This is a genomic window from Filomicrobium insigne, assembly GCF_900104305.1.
GTDB lineage: Bacteria > Pseudomonadota > Alphaproteobacteria > Rhizobiales > Hyphomicrobiaceae > Filomicrobium > Filomicrobium insigne.
Window position 1 is genome coordinate 884,275 of record NZ_FNJC01000002.1, and the last position, 14,765, is coordinate 899,039.

At 57.6% G+C, this 14,765-nt stretch carries 11 protein-coding genes; 7 read left to right on the top strand and 4 right to left on the bottom strand.

The features are described 5' to 3' along the window. Positions 1-9: 9 nt before the first annotated feature. The 3 genes from cysD to BLS30_RS10085 all read left to right on the top strand — a co-directional run bounded on the left by cysD (position 10) and on the right by BLS30_RS10085 (position 4,383). Positions 10-948, top strand: coding sequence for a sulfate adenylyltransferase subunit CysD (gene cysD, locus BLS30_RS10075; protein WP_090228440.1), 939 nt, complete (start codon positions 10-12; stop codon positions 946-948). After that, positions 948-2,873, top strand: a complete 1,926-nt coding sequence (gene cysN / locus BLS30_RS10080) for a sulfate adenylyltransferase subunit CysN (protein ID WP_082101182.1) — start codon at positions 948-950, stop codon at positions 2,871-2,873. The genes cysD and cysN overlap by 1 nt, the downstream gene beginning before the upstream one ends. 64 nt (positions 2,874-2,937) lie before the next feature. Beyond that, the gene (locus tag BLS30_RS10085) at positions 2,938-4,383 is read left to right on the top strand and encodes an FAD-binding oxidoreductase (RefSeq protein WP_090228442.1); all 1,446 of its coding nucleotides are present in this window, start codon (positions 2,938-2,940) and stop codon (positions 4,381-4,383) included. Here the strand turns inward: BLS30_RS10085 and BLS30_RS10090 are convergent. The 4 genes from BLS30_RS10090 to BLS30_RS10105 form a co-directional block, all read right to left on the bottom strand. After that, a complete protein-coding gene (locus tag BLS30_RS10090) occupies positions 4,380-5,696 on the bottom strand; it encodes a UDP-glucose dehydrogenase family protein (protein ID WP_090228445.1) in 1,317 nt (438 codons plus the stop codon). The two genes, BLS30_RS10085 and BLS30_RS10090, sit on opposite strands and share 4 nt — an antisense overlap. A gap of 236 nt (positions 5,697-5,932) precedes the next feature. Next, complete coding sequence (hrpB, locus tag BLS30_RS10095; protein WP_090228448.1) at positions 5,933-8,458, bottom strand: ATP-dependent helicase HrpB; 2,526 nt, start codon at positions 8,456-8,458, stop codon at positions 5,933-5,935. Between the two features lie 58 nt (positions 8,459-8,516). Further along, complete coding sequence (locus BLS30_RS10100; RefSeq protein WP_046479287.1) at positions 8,517-9,392, bottom strand: phosphoribulokinase; 876 nt, start codon at positions 9,390-9,392, stop codon at positions 8,517-8,519. Positions 9,393-9,499: 107 nt separating this feature from the next. Beyond that, positions 9,500-10,552, bottom strand: coding sequence for a class 1 fructose-bisphosphatase (locus BLS30_RS10105; protein ID WP_052744025.1), 1,053 nt, complete (start codon positions 10,550-10,552; stop codon positions 9,500-9,502). Between the two features lie 241 nt (positions 10,553-10,793). Between BLS30_RS10105 and BLS30_RS10110 the strand changes: the two genes are divergently transcribed. From BLS30_RS10110 to sucD, 4 genes are all read left to right on the top strand, one after another. Then, positions 10,794-11,858, top strand: a complete 1,065-nt coding sequence (locus tag BLS30_RS10110; RefSeq protein WP_244464951.1) for a glycosyltransferase family 2 protein — start codon at positions 10,794-10,796, stop codon at positions 11,856-11,858. Next, on the top strand, positions 11,855-12,325 hold the full coding sequence (locus BLS30_RS10115; RefSeq protein WP_090228452.1) for a GtrA family protein: 471 nt from the start codon (positions 11,855-11,857) through the stop codon (positions 12,323-12,325). Before BLS30_RS10110 ends, BLS30_RS10115 begins: the two co-directional genes overlap by 4 nt. 244 nt (positions 12,326-12,569) lie before the next feature. Next, positions 12,570-13,754, top strand: a complete 1,185-nt coding sequence (locus BLS30_RS10120; RefSeq protein WP_090228455.1) for a succinate--CoA ligase subunit beta — start codon at positions 12,570-12,572, stop codon at positions 13,752-13,754. After that, complete coding sequence (sucD, locus tag BLS30_RS10125) at positions 13,754-14,632, top strand: succinate--CoA ligase subunit alpha (RefSeq protein ID WP_090228459.1); 879 nt, start codon at positions 13,754-13,756, stop codon at positions 14,630-14,632. The genes BLS30_RS10120 and sucD overlap by 1 nt, the downstream gene beginning before the upstream one ends. Positions 14,633-14,765 lie beyond the last annotated feature (133 nt).

A 14,765-nucleotide genomic window follows, 5' to 3' on the forward strand; every position in this document is an offset into this window, starting at 1 on the left:
AAGTTGAGTATGCCATCGGCACAGGGGAGCGAGGGACCAAATTCTGTGAGAAATACCGGTCATCTGAGAGACTTGGAGTCGGAAGCGATCCATATCTTTCGCGAAGTCGCAGGCCAATTCGAGCGTCCAGTGATGATGTACTCGATCGGCAAGGATTCCTCCGTCCTGCTGCATCTCGCACTCAAATCCTTTTATCCCGCGAAACCGCCCTTCCCTTTGCTTCATGTCGATACCGGCTGGAAGTTCCGCGAAATGATCGCCTTTCGCGATAACGTCGCGCACCGGTACGGTCTCGAACTGATCGTCCACATGAATCAGGAAGGCATCGAGCAGGGCATCGGTCCAATAAGCCACGGCAGCGCTCTGCATACGGACGTCATGAAGACGCAAGGTTTGCGTCGGGCACTTGAGAAATATCGCTTCGATGCTGCAATCGGTGGCGCGCGCCGTGACGAGGAAAAGTCGCGCGCTAAGGAGCGGATATTCTCTCACCGCACAGCCGATCACCGTTGGGACCCCAAACAGCAACGCCCGGAACTCTGGCATCTCTACAATGGTCGCTTGGCGCCTGGGGAAAACATGCGCGTGTTCCCCCTATCGAATTGGACCGAACGCGACGTGTGGGACTACATCGCGCAAGAAGAGATTCCGATCGTCCCATTATACCTCGCCGCCCCGCGCCCCATCGTTGAGCGCGACGGTGCACTCATTATGGTGGACGACAACCGTTTGCCGCTGAAACCCGGCGAGATCCCGCAACAACGTATGGTGCGCTTCCGCACGCTCGGCTGCTATCCGCTCACGGGCGCCATCGTATCCGAAGCTACAACCGTCGAAGAAATCATCGCCGAACTCGAAGCGTCACGCACATCTGAACGGCAGGGCCGGGTCATCGACCGCGACCAATCCGGCTCGATGGAGAAGAAGAAGGAGGAGGGGTACTTCTAATGGCAGAGACCGCCGTAAGCCGCTTCACCCCAAATTCTTCGCCAACGATTTCAGCCACTAATGAAGCGGCTGAAGCCAACATGCCGCTCCTGCGCTTCCTGACGTGCGGCAGCGTCGACGACGGTAAGAGCACGCTCATTGGCCGCATGCTTTACGATTGCCAGCTGGTCCATGACGATACTCTGGAAGCACTGGAAAACGAAAGCCGCAGTTACGGCACAACCGGTCGTGAGATTGACCTGGCATTGCTTGTCGACGGCCTGCAAGCCGAGCGCGAACAAGGCATCACAATCGACGTTGCATATCGATACTTCGCAACATCCAAACGCAAGTTCATCGTCGCCGACACTCCGGGTCACGAACAATACACGCGCAATATGGTCACTGGAGCATCGAGCGCCGACCTTGCAATCATACTTGTCGATGCCAGAAAAGGCGTCATCACCCAAACGCGACGACACAGCTGCATCGCCCACTTGCTCGGCATCAAACACATCGTCCTGGCCATCAATAAAATGGATCTTGCGGGCTTCGATCAGACGCGATTTGCCGAAATCGAAAGCAACTACAGAACTTTCGCCGCAGAACTTGGCCTCACGAACATCACTGCAATTCCGATCTCGGCACTCGATGGCGACAACATCTCATCCTTGAGCGTACGCACACCTTGGTATCGTGGCCCCGCTCTTCTCCAGCATCTGGAAAGCGTCGTTGTTGACAGCTCGATAGCCTCCGCACCGCTGCGGATGCCGGTTCAATGGGTGTGTCGTCCGGACCTCGATTTCCGCGGCTATGCTGGTACGATCCAAGCAGGATCCGTAAGCGTTGGTGACAGGATCACGGTACTTCCCGCCGGGCGATCGACCCAAGTCGCAAGCATCGTGACTTATGATGGCGATTTGGAACGCGCCACCGTTGGCGACGCGGTGGTTCTAACACTTGCCGACGAAATCGACGTAAGCCGCGGCGATGTGATTTGCGCTGCGGATGTGCGGGCCGAGGTCGCCGACCAATTCGCAGCCGACATCGTCTGGATGAGCGAACGTCCGCTCATGCGTGGACGCCCCTACATTCTCCGTTGTGGTCAGCAATCGACCGTCTGTCAGATCAGCGAGCTGAAACACAAGATCAACGTTGAAACGTTGGAGCACACCGCAGGTCGCGAAATGGAGCTCAACGCAATCGGCCTCTGTAATCTCTCGCTGTCTAAGCCCATTGTCTTCGACACTTACGCTGATAATCGCGAGGCCGGCGGTTTCATCCTTATCGACCGACTTACAAATGAAACAGTCGGCGCCGGTATGATCCGCTTCGCGCTGCGCCGCGCGCACAACATCCATTGGCAAGCCGTTGATATCGACAAACACCAGCGCGCCGCGATGAAAGGCCAGAAGGCCTGCTGCATTTGGTTTACGGGCCTTTCTGGCTCGGGAAAATCCACGGTCGCCAACTTGCTCGAAAAGCGCCTCCACGCCCTCGGCCGTCACACATACATTCTCGATGGCGACAACGTACGCCACGGACTGAACCGCGACCTTGGCTTCACCGAATCGGATCGCGTCGAGAATATCCGCCGTGTTGCAGAAGTCGCGCGTCTCATGGTTGACGCTGGGCTTCTAACCCTCGTCTCGTTCATTTCCCCGTTCCGGGCTGAACGGCGCCTGGCCCGCGAGCGTTTTGAAGACAGCGAGTTTTTTGAGCTGTTCGTCGACACCCCTTTGGAAATCTGCGAAACGCGCGATCCAAAAGGCCTATATCGCAAGGCCCGCGCGGGCGAAATCGCGAACTTCACCGGCATCTCGTCCCCTTACGAAGCGCCGGAAAATCCAGAACTTCGGCTCCAGGGCGGCACCCTCGCCCCAGAAGCCCTGGTTGATGAAATTATTCGAACCCTGGAAATGAAGGGGATTATTGATAAGCATTAGCGGCAAACGGACAGGCTCTCCCCAATCGGGCAATCAGCCGGTTCGCAAACCGCGAGCATAACGAATGAACGATCGGTCCATCTCCGGACTCTTGCCACCTTCACCTTCCGCAATTGAACAGCTGATTGCGATTGTCGGCCACGAGCACGCGTTAACCGACCCGCACGATCAAGCGCCATTCCTGCGCGAATGGCGCGGTCGTTATGTGGGCCGCACGCCGCTCGTGCTGCGCCCGGGATCTACTGCCGAGGTCTCCGCCATCATGGAGATCGCAAATCGCAAACGTTTCGCCATCGTCACACAAGGTGGAAATACGGGGCTTGTCGGCGGACAGATTCCGGCGGAAACCGGCTACGAGATCATTCTGACAACCAATCGCTTGCATCGTATCCGCGACGTCAATGCTGATGCTGGCCACATGACTGCAGAAGCTGGCGTCACGCTCGCGGAAGTCCAGGCCCGAGCGGCTGCAGTCGATCGCCTTTTTCCATTAAGCCTCGCATCTGAGGGAACATGTACAATCGGCGGAAACCTCGCAACAAACGCCGGCGGTGTCGCCGTCCTAGCCTATGGCTCCGCACGTCAGCTCGTCTTGGGCCTTGAAGTTGTACTGGCCGATGGGCGCGTTTGGGATGGCCTGCGCGCCTTGAAGAAGGACAACACGGGCTACGACCTGAAACAGCTCTTCGTCGGCTCCGAAGGCACGCTCGGTATTATCACCGCCGCTGTTTTGAAACTCTTTCCGGCGCCAGCCACGAAATCCACCGCACTCGTCGCTCTTCCCCGCCTGGATGCAGCGCTCCAGTTTTTTCGCGCCGCTGAGCGCGCCGCCGGTCACAATCTGACAGCCTTTGAATTCATTTCTCGAGAATCTCTGAACGTCGTTTTACATCACGTGGAGGGCGCCCGCGCACCGTTCGACACCCTCAGCCAGCCCTGGTACGTATTGATTGAGATCTCAAGCACCGCGCAGATCGGAGAACCCGACGATCTGATGCAGACGGTGCTTGGCGAGGCGCTTGAGAACGGGCTCATCACCGACGCGGTCCTTGCAAGGTCTATCTCGCAATCCGAAGCCCTTTGGAAACTCCGCGAGACGCTGTCCGAAGCCCAACGGTTCGAAGGCGGCAGCATCAAGCACGACATTTCCGTGCCCGTCGGACGCATTCCCGAATTCGTCGCGCGTGCAGCCCCCATTGTGGAGAGCATCTGCCCCGGATGCCGCCCGATCGTGTTCGGTCATTTTGGCGACGGCAACATTCACTACAATATTTCACAGCCGTTAGAGATGGATAAGGCCGCCTATCTCAAGCTGTGGGAACCGATGAATGAAGCGGTTCACACCCTCGTCACCGAACTTGGTGGCTCGATTTCTGCAGAACACGGCATTGGCCGAATGAAACGCGAAGCGCTCACACACTTCCGCAGTCAAGTTGAACTGGACCTGATGCGTCAGCTCAAGCAGACTTTCGATCCACAAGGCATTCTCAATCCCGGCAAGCTGATTTAGTCAGCGGAGACCGGCCGCCCAATGCTGTGGTAACGCAAGCCCGCGGCTCTCGCTGCGTCCGCACTGAAAATATTGCGAAGATCAACGAGCACATCACCGGACATGCGTGCACGTGCAGCCTTCAGGTCCAAAGCACGAAACTCGTTCCATTCCGTCAGCACCACCGCGACATCAGCCCCTAAGATCGCATCGTTGGCATCCGCACACCACGTAACGCCGGGCAACAGAGGCTCAGCTTGCTTTTGGCCTTGCGGGTCATAGACTCGCACGGTGGCTCCACGCTCCTGCAGCATGGGCACAATCACTAAGCTTGGAGCATCGCGCATATCATCCGTGTTGGGTTTGAACGTAACCCCAAGCACCGCGATCGTCTTATCGCGCACCGAACCGTTAGCCGCCTTCACGATACGGCCGGCCATTGCGATCTTGCGCTCGTCATTGACGATTTGCACTTGTTCAATGATCGACAAGGGCGACTTGCTTTCCCGTGCGGTACGGATGATCGCTGACACATCCTTCGGGAAGCACGACCCACCGTAACCGGGCCCAGGGTGCAAAAACTTATCGCCAATACGCCGATCTTTGCCGATAGCAGAGGCGACTTCCTGCACGTTTGCGCCAACCTCTTCACAAAGGTCCGCGATTTCGTTGATGAAGCTGATTTTAAGCGCCAGGAACGCATTGGCCGCGTACTTAGCCAGCTCCGCAGACTCGCGTGACACAAACATAACCGGAGCATTCCGGATAGAGAGAGGCTTATAAAGCTTCTCCATCACTTCTTGTGCTCGCGCATCATCGAGACCAACGAGCACCCGATCCGGATGGGTAAAGTCCTGAATCGCCGACCCCTCCCGCAGGAACTCGGGATTCGAGCAAACGGCGTATTCGGCATCTGGCCTTAAGGCCGCAAGTCGACGCTGGATTTCACGGCTTGTCCCGACAGGTACAGTCGATTTCGTCGTAATGACTGTGAAGCCATCCAGATACGGTGCTAGTTCTTCGACGGCCCCGTAGACGTAAGACAGATCCGCGTGCCCATCACCACGACGCATCGGCGTACCAACGGCGAGAAACACGATATCGGCAGCCTTTACTGCCGGTCCCAGATCCCCTGAGAAGCGTAGACGGCCAGCGGCAATATTGCGCGCCATCAGATCGTCGAGCCCCGGCTCATAAATGGGAGAGCGGCCTTCTTCCATCTGCTTCAGGCGCTCGGGGTTATTGTCGACGCAGGTTACGTCGAAACCAAACTCGGAAAAGCACGCTGCCGACACGAGACCCACGTAACCGGCACCAATCATGCAGATTTTCACGAACCAACCCCCATCGCTCTATGGTAGGACCGTCCAGGCACCTACCCGGTTACTGCGTTCGCTAGCCCGATATGGCTGCAAAAAGCAACCGTTAGTGCGCGTCCACAACGTCGCCGCAGTGATAAACGGTAGTGTGTGACAGTTTGTTGTCAGCTAAGTCGTGAGTAGGCCCCGACAAATTGAAGCAGGCCCCCTGCCGCGAAAATCGTACAAAGCAAGGGAATGTCTGATCAATTTCAGCGCCGCGGCTTTGCACGGTGGGTCGCTTCTGCGCGCGCTGGATCATCCGGCCAGACGTGCTTGGGATACCTCCCCTTCATGTCCGCGCGGACGGCCGCCCAGGACCCCGCCCAGAATCCGGGCAGATCGCGCGTGATCTGGATAGGACGGTGGGCAGGCGAAAGAAGGTGCAGCGTCAGAGGGAGACGCCCTTTGGCGATCGCGGGATGTTCCGTCAGCCCAAACAATTCCTGCACCCGGATATGCAGTGCCGGTGCCCCCGCCGTTTCATAGTCGATAGCGTGTCGATTGCCGGTCGGGGCAAGGAAATGCGTCGGCGCTTCCTCATCGAGGTCTCGCCGTTGTTCCCACGACAGCAGCATATCCAAACCCGCCGAAAGATCCCCCGCGTTGAGGTCACTTGCCCGCAGCTTTCCAGCCAGAAACGGCGCCAGCCAAAGCTGAACCGTTTCAGCGAGCGCTGCATCGCCCAAGTCCGGCCAATCAGTCGGCGACTCCGCTCTCAAAAAGGCAACACGAGCCCTGAGTTGAATTTGCGCCTTGCTCCAAGGAAGTGCCGCGATCCCGATCTTTGCCAGCCCCTCCGCAAGCAGCTCTTGCGTCTCTTCGCTCGCCCGGACCTGCATCGGCTTAGCGGACAAAGTAATTGCCCCAAGCTTTTGCACCTCCCGTCCGCGCACACTCGATGACGGTGTATCGAAAGCGAGTTCCACCGACGATGTCATACGCGCGCCAGCAATCGCGACGATGTCATCCTCGCTCGCCTGCACTGCCAACAAAATACGGGTGGCGGCGGCACTACCCTGCAAATCAGCGACAACGAGATAAGGAGAACGCGCCAAAGCATCAGCCGTATCGAGACGCGCACCGCGGCCGTTGACCAATAAGTACTGGCCATCCGAACCACGTGATTTCGCGATGCGATCAGGATAAGCGCGCGCCAGATGACCAGCCAAACCGATGTCGCGTAGAGAGATTGGCTTCCGCAGTGAGACGAGACTGCGCGCCACACGCGCCCACTCCCCTGCTAAACGGCGCATGTCCTTTACCCGGCGTGAGGAATCTCTACGAAACTTAGCAAGCCTGACCGCCAGATCGGTGTCGCTGCCGCCGATCCCCCGCTCGACGATCACCGCCGCAATTTCGGCAGCCTCATCTTCACAGCCATCCTCTACGGCAGCAAATACCATGCGCGCCAATCGCGGAGGTAATGGGAGTGCGCGCAGAGCACGCCCCACGTCCGTGAGGCGGCCTTCAAGATCAAGCGCACCAAGCGCGACCAACTGGCTGCGTGCTGCATCAAGCGCAGCCGAAGGAGGTGCATCGAGCCAAGAGAGAGAAGTCGGATCCACGACGCCCCAATCGGCACAATCGAGCAGAAGCCCCGTGAGATCTGCCGTTCGAATTTCAGGCTCGGGAAACCGAGAAAGCGATGAAGTCTGTGCTTCATCCCACAAACGATAGCAGACGCCGGGCTCCATACGCCCCGCCCGGCCACGTCTCTGGTCCACGGACGAAAGCGGCGCGCGAACCGTAACAAGCCGCGTCACCCCAACATCAGGCTCAAACTGCGGCACCCGCGCCAAGCCGCTGTCGACCACAACGCGAATGCCTTCGATTGTGAGAGAAGTTTCAGCGATCGCGGTCGCAAGCACGACCTTTCGTTTACCCACCGGTGCTGGCGCAATAGCTTGGTCCTGGTCGCGTGGATCCATAGCGCCATAAAGGGGGGCAAGGATGACATCCCCCTTCATCGTCTCTTCTAGAGCTTCCGCGACGCGTATGATTTCCCGTTGGCCTGGTAGAAACGCAAGCACGGATCCAGGCTCCGAACGGACTGCCCGCATAATCGCGTCTTTGACCTGGTCCTCAATACGCCGCTCAACACTGCGCCCGAGATAGCGTGTTTCTACCGGATAGCTCCGCCCCTCACTGACAATGACCGGCGCACCATCCAATAAGCCCGCGACGCGATCAGCCGCCAGCGTCGCCGACATGACCAAAATACGCAGGTCCTGTCGCAGTCCCCGTCGCACATCCAGCGTGAGCGCCAATCCCAGATCGGCATCCAATGATCGCTCGTGAAACTCATCGAAAAGAACAGCCCCAATGCCTTCGAGCATCGGATCATCGAGGATCATGCGTGTGAACACGCCTTCCGTGACAACCTCGACCCGGGTCTTACGCCCCACCCGCGAGTTGAGGCGCGCCCGGAGTCCTACGGTCTCACCGAGTTCCTCTCCCAGACTCCTGGCCATCCGCTCCGCAGCACCGCGAGCAGCAATGCGTCGAGGCTCCAGAACGATGATTTTGCGGCCATCCAGCCACGGAGCGTCAAGCAGCGCCAAAGGCACACGCGTCGTTTTACCTGCACCCGGCGGAGCCACCAGAACGGCGCTGGTCCCCTGAGACAGGGTATCCGACAGCTGTTCCAACACCTCGTCGACGGGGAGCGGCTCAGCAAACGGATTGGGATTGGAACCGGTCCCCTTCGCGCTTTTGCCACCGGTAGGTCGGCTCAAAATCAGACATCCTTTTCAGAGAACGGACGTCATGCGCGTCCACTCGCTCTCGCGGAATTTAGAAGACCCTGCGACGCCGCTCCACAAGCTGCATGATCATCGGCGTCAGAATGAGCTGCATCGCAAGGTCCATGCGGCCGCCTGGAATGACAATCGAATTCGCCCGCGACATGAAGCTGCCCTGGATCATCGCCAGCAAATACGAAAAGTCGATTCCACGCGGTGTTTTAAACCGGATGACAACCATCGACTCCTCAAGCGTCGGGATCCACCGCGCGATGAACGGATTAGAGGTATCCACCATTGGAACGCGCTGAAAATTGATATCCGTCTCCGAAAACTGCGGACAAATATATTTTACGTAATCCGGCATCCGGCGAAGGATCGTGTCCGTCACCGCCTCTGTTGAATACCCACGGGTCGACTTATCGCGATGGATTTTCTGTATCCATTCGAGGTTGATCACCGGCACCACGCCAATTTTGAGATCCGCATGGCGCGCAATGTTGATGTCCTTGGTGACGAGGGCGCCGTGAAGCCCTTCGTAGAACATGAGATCTGACCCCTCCGGCAGATCCTTCCAGGGAGTGAAACGCCCCACCGGGACACCGAAACGTGCCGCCACCTCGTCATCATGAACGTAATGACGAGTCCGGCCGGTGCCGTTCTCCCCGTAAGTTTTGAACGTACGCTCAAGCTCCTCGACCAAGTTGCCTTCAACACCGAAGTGGCTGATCACACCCTCGCCGTTTTGAGTCGATTTCTCCGTGGCCTTTTGCATCTCGAAGCGGTCGTAACGATGAAAAGCGTCTCCCTCCAGAAACACGGCGTTGACGCGCTCCCGGCGGAAGATCTGCTCGAACGTTTGCCTGACTGCCGTCGTCCCGGCCCCTGAAGACCCTGTGACCGAGATGATCGGATGCTTGGCTGACATGACCTTGGATACCTTTTTTGGAAATACGTTCTAGGGATGGAATGAGGAGCGCTTAACCTAACAATGCGAAGCATGCAGGCGCCGCTATCTTCACACCTTACGTCCCGTCAGAGGCGGAACAAACCGCGGCGCCCAAAGAGTGGGGAGCGCTCGCCGTGCGCCCGCGGATGCGTATAGAGGCGATCAACATAATCGACCTCCGCGCGCGACCCGACGAGAATAGGAACTCGTTGATGCAGGGCCTTGGGAACGATATCGAGAATGCGCTCGCGCCCTGTCGACGCTGCCCCACCCGCCTGCTCGACGAGCAATGCAATCGGATTGGCTTCATAGATGAGACGAAGCCGCCCGTGCTCATAGCCTTCACGTTGATCAGCCGGATAGATATAGATCCCGCCCCGCATAAAAATGCGATAGATTTCGGCAACAAGTGATCCGATCCAACGCATGTTGAAGTCGCAGCCACGCACTCCCTCGACGCCCTGCAAGCAGTCGTCGACGTAAATGCGGATCGCCTCGTCCCAATGTCGATAGTTCGATGCGTTGATTGCATATTCTCTGGCCATCGCCGGAATTTGCACATTGCGTAGCGTCAGGAGAAAACGTCCGCTATCGGGATCGAAAGTGAAGATATGCGTCCCTTCACGGACGGTGAGCGCCATGAGCGTACTTGAGCCATGGACGACAAAACCCGCAGCGAGCTGACTAGTCCCGGGCTGAAAGAAACAACAGTCTTCGACCCCACCGCACTGCATTGCGTGAAAGCGCGGCAATATTGAAAAGATTGTTCCGATCGCGGCATTGGTATCGATATTTGTTGTGCCATCCAACGGATCGATCGCTGCGACAAGCGGCTGGTCCGTCCGTATCGTTATGGGCCGCGCAGCTTCCTCACTCAGCATGGCGGCGACCGGTGCGTCCCGCAACGCATCCAACAGCAACGCATTGGCTTGGCGATCAAGCCCGGTTTGCTGATCCCCTCCCGCGGGCTTCAGCCCGACAACGTCGTGCCCCCCGGCGAGCTCACCACGATCCACAAGCCCGTGAAGTGCCAAAGCCGCCCGCGCTATAACCTCAACGGCCTGCGCCACCTCCCCACGCTCGGGGTCCTGCGCAGACCATCGCTCAAGAAATTGGACGAGGTCCCCCTCAATCGGCATGCTGTGGCAGACTCCCTAGTTCATGTATCCGGTGCTTCGGCACCTTTGGGCCAGATTCAATCGCGCCCCCACGCACAACGCAAGATATCTCCAAAATTATGTGCAAGCGGCGATCCCGATTAACCGAGTAAACATACTTTGCTCTAGCCAGAGCGCAGCTAATAAGCCAAATCAGCAGCATTGAAGATATGCGGCCTAACGCGCTGCAAATACTTAACGACTTGTGAACCACGAGGCCTTCTTGACGAAGGAGATCGACGAGCTGCCTGTCCGCAAACCGGCCACCTCCATAGCGACGTCGGGCCGGAGGCAGTCGTTGTCAATCGTAATCCCGTTGCTCAATGAGGCTAACGGCCTGCCCCGGCTGCTTGCCCGGCTTCTGCCCGTTCTCGAGCGAACAACATATGACTACGAGATCGTCTTTATAGACGATGGCTCAACAGACGCGACGCTATCGCAGCTACGCCAATTCAACGAAACTGACCCGCGTCTTAAGTCCGTTTCGTTCAGCCGCAACTTCGGCAAAGAAATCGCTGTTGCCGCCGGGCTACGCTACGCTAGAGGGGATGCAGTCATCCTCATGGATGCCGACTTGCAGCATCCTCCCGAAACGTTACCGCAATTCATTTCGCTGTGGGAGCGGGGTTACGACGATGTCTACGGTCAGAGGATGGATCGGGAATCCGACAGCGCCACTTACCGAATGATGGCACGCAGCTTCTACGCAATTTTCAAAGTGCTGTCCGGCACGCAACTACACGAAAACGCGGGCGACTTCCGTCTCTTAAGTCGACGCGCCGTTGACGCCCTCAATCAGCTCGGAGAACGCGCCCGCTTCAACAAAGGCCTCTTTGCCTGGATCGGCTTCCGCTCTATTGGCGTCCCCTATAACGTCGCCCAGCGGCAAGTGGGAGACGCGTCACGTTGGAGCACACGCCGGCTATTACGCTTCGCAATCGACGGCATCGCCTCTTTTACAACGATCCCATTGCGCATTTGGTCCTACATCGGCCTGCTCGTCTCGGCGTTCGCCTTCATCTACGCTGCGATTTTCTTATTAAAGACTCTAATTTTCGGCACTGATGTCGCCGGATTTCCAACCCTGATTATTTCAATCCTTCTGCTCGCGGGCGTTCAATTGATTTCACTGGGAATTATCGGCGAGTATCTAGGCCGCATCTATGATGAGGTGAAAGCGCGCCCACTCTTCCTTGTTGCCGAAGAGATTGGTTTTACCCCCAATCAGCCAGCCAAACCCGGCGAACCTCACCCTGACGTGGCTGAGGGACTGGAGCAGCGGCCTTGACGGACGATCCCAGAGAGGATGCCAACGCTTCTCCAACCAATGGTCGAAAGATGCGCGATGCCCTAGCCCACGGTGGCCGCTTTCTTATATCTGGAACGCTCGCCCTCACCGTCGATGCCGTCATATTGGCGCTGCTCTACCGCATCATCGGGCTCGACCCTTTTGTTTCCCGTATCTTTGCGATTTCCATTGCGATGGTTGTCGGCTGGTTGACCCACAGAACGTTTACGTTCGCTGTAAAACGGCCGCCGACGGTTCGTGAATTCACCGGGTATGCAAGCATCGCCTGGACGACGGCGGCGGCGAACTACGCCATCTATTCTGGGATCCTCATTGCGCAACCGACAACACCCCCGCTTGTCTCACTCTTCATCTCAAGCTTGATCACGATGGTGGTGAGCTACATGGGCATGAGATTTGGTGTTTTCGGTCGCCCAGGATCACATCACGGAACAGGCAATCGCTAAGAATGGGTTGAGTTGAACACGCCCCAAAGATCGATCGGAAATATACCACCTAATCCTCGACAACGATCAAAATTTGGTATACCGTATGCCATCAACAGCGACCTTGTCTCCGCGGCCGAACACTATACTTTCGTTCATCATCCTATATACCAACGCAAATGCGGCCCGGCTGACTGCCAGCAAAACGGAATGGCGCAGATCCGACCGCGTATAGGGGCTTGGGTTTACGCCAGAGGAAGCGTCGATGAACTTGCTTGAGTTTCAAGCAAAACGGCTCCTGGGCCGGTTTGCCATCGCCACCCCGATTGGCCAGGTTGCGGCGAGCGAGTCAGAAGCCTTTGAAGCCGCCCGGCGGCTCGGGTGCGATCGCTACGCGGTCAAGGCACAGGTCCCTCTTCTCGCGCGTATGAAATATAACGGCATCGCCTTCGCCTCGACACCGGAACAAGTACGCGCGCAGGCCCGATCGATGATCGGAAAGGCCTTGCGCATTGGCGAGCCCCACTCAATCGGCGACATCGTCCAGCAAGTGCTCGTTGAAGAGCGCATCGAAAGCCTGCGCGAAATGTATGTCGCCATCACGCTGGACAGGTCGGCCGGCAAGTTGGTGATGCTCGCATCTGCAGTAGGCGGCGAAGCGATCGAAGAGCGGGCTGCTGCAGAACCGGGGTTGATTCATCGACTCGAATTGACACTTGAGAACAATAAGGCCGTCGCGGACTTCCACAGCTTGGCGTCGATCATCGCGGACACACCCGAAGTCGTAACCGGATTAGCCAATCTCTACCGCGACCTCGCTGACGCCGCTGTCGCGTACGAAGCGACGCTTATTGAAATTAATCCGCTGGCCCTAACGAAGGACGGTCGCCTCATCGCACTCGATGTAAAAATATCTGCCGACGACAGCGCACTCTACCGCCGCCCCGAGCTCGCCGCCTTGCGTCAGGAGAACGATCGGATCGTCTGCTCTCCAACCGAACTCGAAGCTCAGCGCTTCCAGATCAATTACGTCCCGCTCGACGGAGACGTTGGGGTAGTCGTCAACGGCGCCGGTCTTGCTCTGGCGACGTACGATCTCATCGTCGACGCCGGCGGACAGCCCGCGAATTTCATGGACATCCGCACCACCGCAACCAGCCTTGATATCGCGCATGGTTTCGGAATGCTCCTGACAAACTCACAGGTCAAATCCATTTTGGTCAACGTGCACGGCGGCGGCATGCAACGGTGTGACACCATCGCCGAAGGCATCGGCATCGCGCTGCGCCGTCATCCCCGTCAGATACCTATCGTGATTTGTATGGCAGGAAACAACGCCGATTTCGCGCGCACCATCCTGGAAAACAACGGCACACGTTACGTCGCCGTCAGCGATATGGCGGACGCCGCCCAGCAGGCGGTCGCGCTATCGAGAAGGAAAGCAGCCTGATGGCAGTACTCATTGGTCCAGAAACTAAGGTCCTTTGCCAGGGCATGACAGGCCGCACCGCAACTTTCCACTGTGGCCGGATGCTCTCTTACGGCACTCAGCTTGTCGCAGGTGTCGTGCCAGGTAAAGGTGGCAACCGACATCTGGATCTTCCCGTCTACAATCACGTTCGCGAAGCAATTGACGCAACTGGCGCCAATGCCACAATAGTTTTTGTGCCACCCAACAACGCGGCCGCAGCGATCATTGAAGCAATTGAAGCTGAGTTACCTTTGATCGTTTGCGTCACCGAACGAATACCCATTTTAGATATGGTCCGCGTCCGCCAGGCACTCATCGGCACCCAGACGCGTTTGATTGGTCCAAACTCACAAGGTATTCTGGCTCCGGGCGTAACGCAGTTGGGGGTCATGTCGACGGTCGACGCAAGCCCCGGGCGCATTGGAATCGCCTCTCGGTCAGCTTCATTAACCAGCGAAATAGTCCTGCAAACGACACAAGCGGGACTCGGCCAGTCGACAACCATCGGCGTAGGCGGCGATCCGGTTCATGGCGTCGATTTGAAGACCTGCGTTAAACTTTTTCTGGATGATCCTGACACCGATGGCGTCATCGTAATTGGCGAAATCGGTGGAACGGAAGAAGAAGAAGCCGCAGAGCTGATCTCCGAGCTTAAGCCGACAAAGCCGATCGTAGCGCTTGTAGCCGGTCGTCACGCCCCGCCGGAGCGGCGCATGGGGCATGCCGGCGCATTTGCCTCATCGAGTGGCGGCGGAACGGCGCTTAGCAAGATCGCGGCCCTGCAATCAGCCGGCGTTGTCGTCGCACCCAACGCAGCCACAGTCGGCGAAACAATGCGGAAAACACTTGCCGTATAGACAAAGAAAAGAAGAGACGATGGCAGGAATAGACGACGCCGATTTGACCTAAGGCTGGTTTTGATAGGAAATTTCAATCGGGATGCGATCCGCTGGTTCGAGAACTGGATCGCTTGAAGCGGGTTTAGGCACG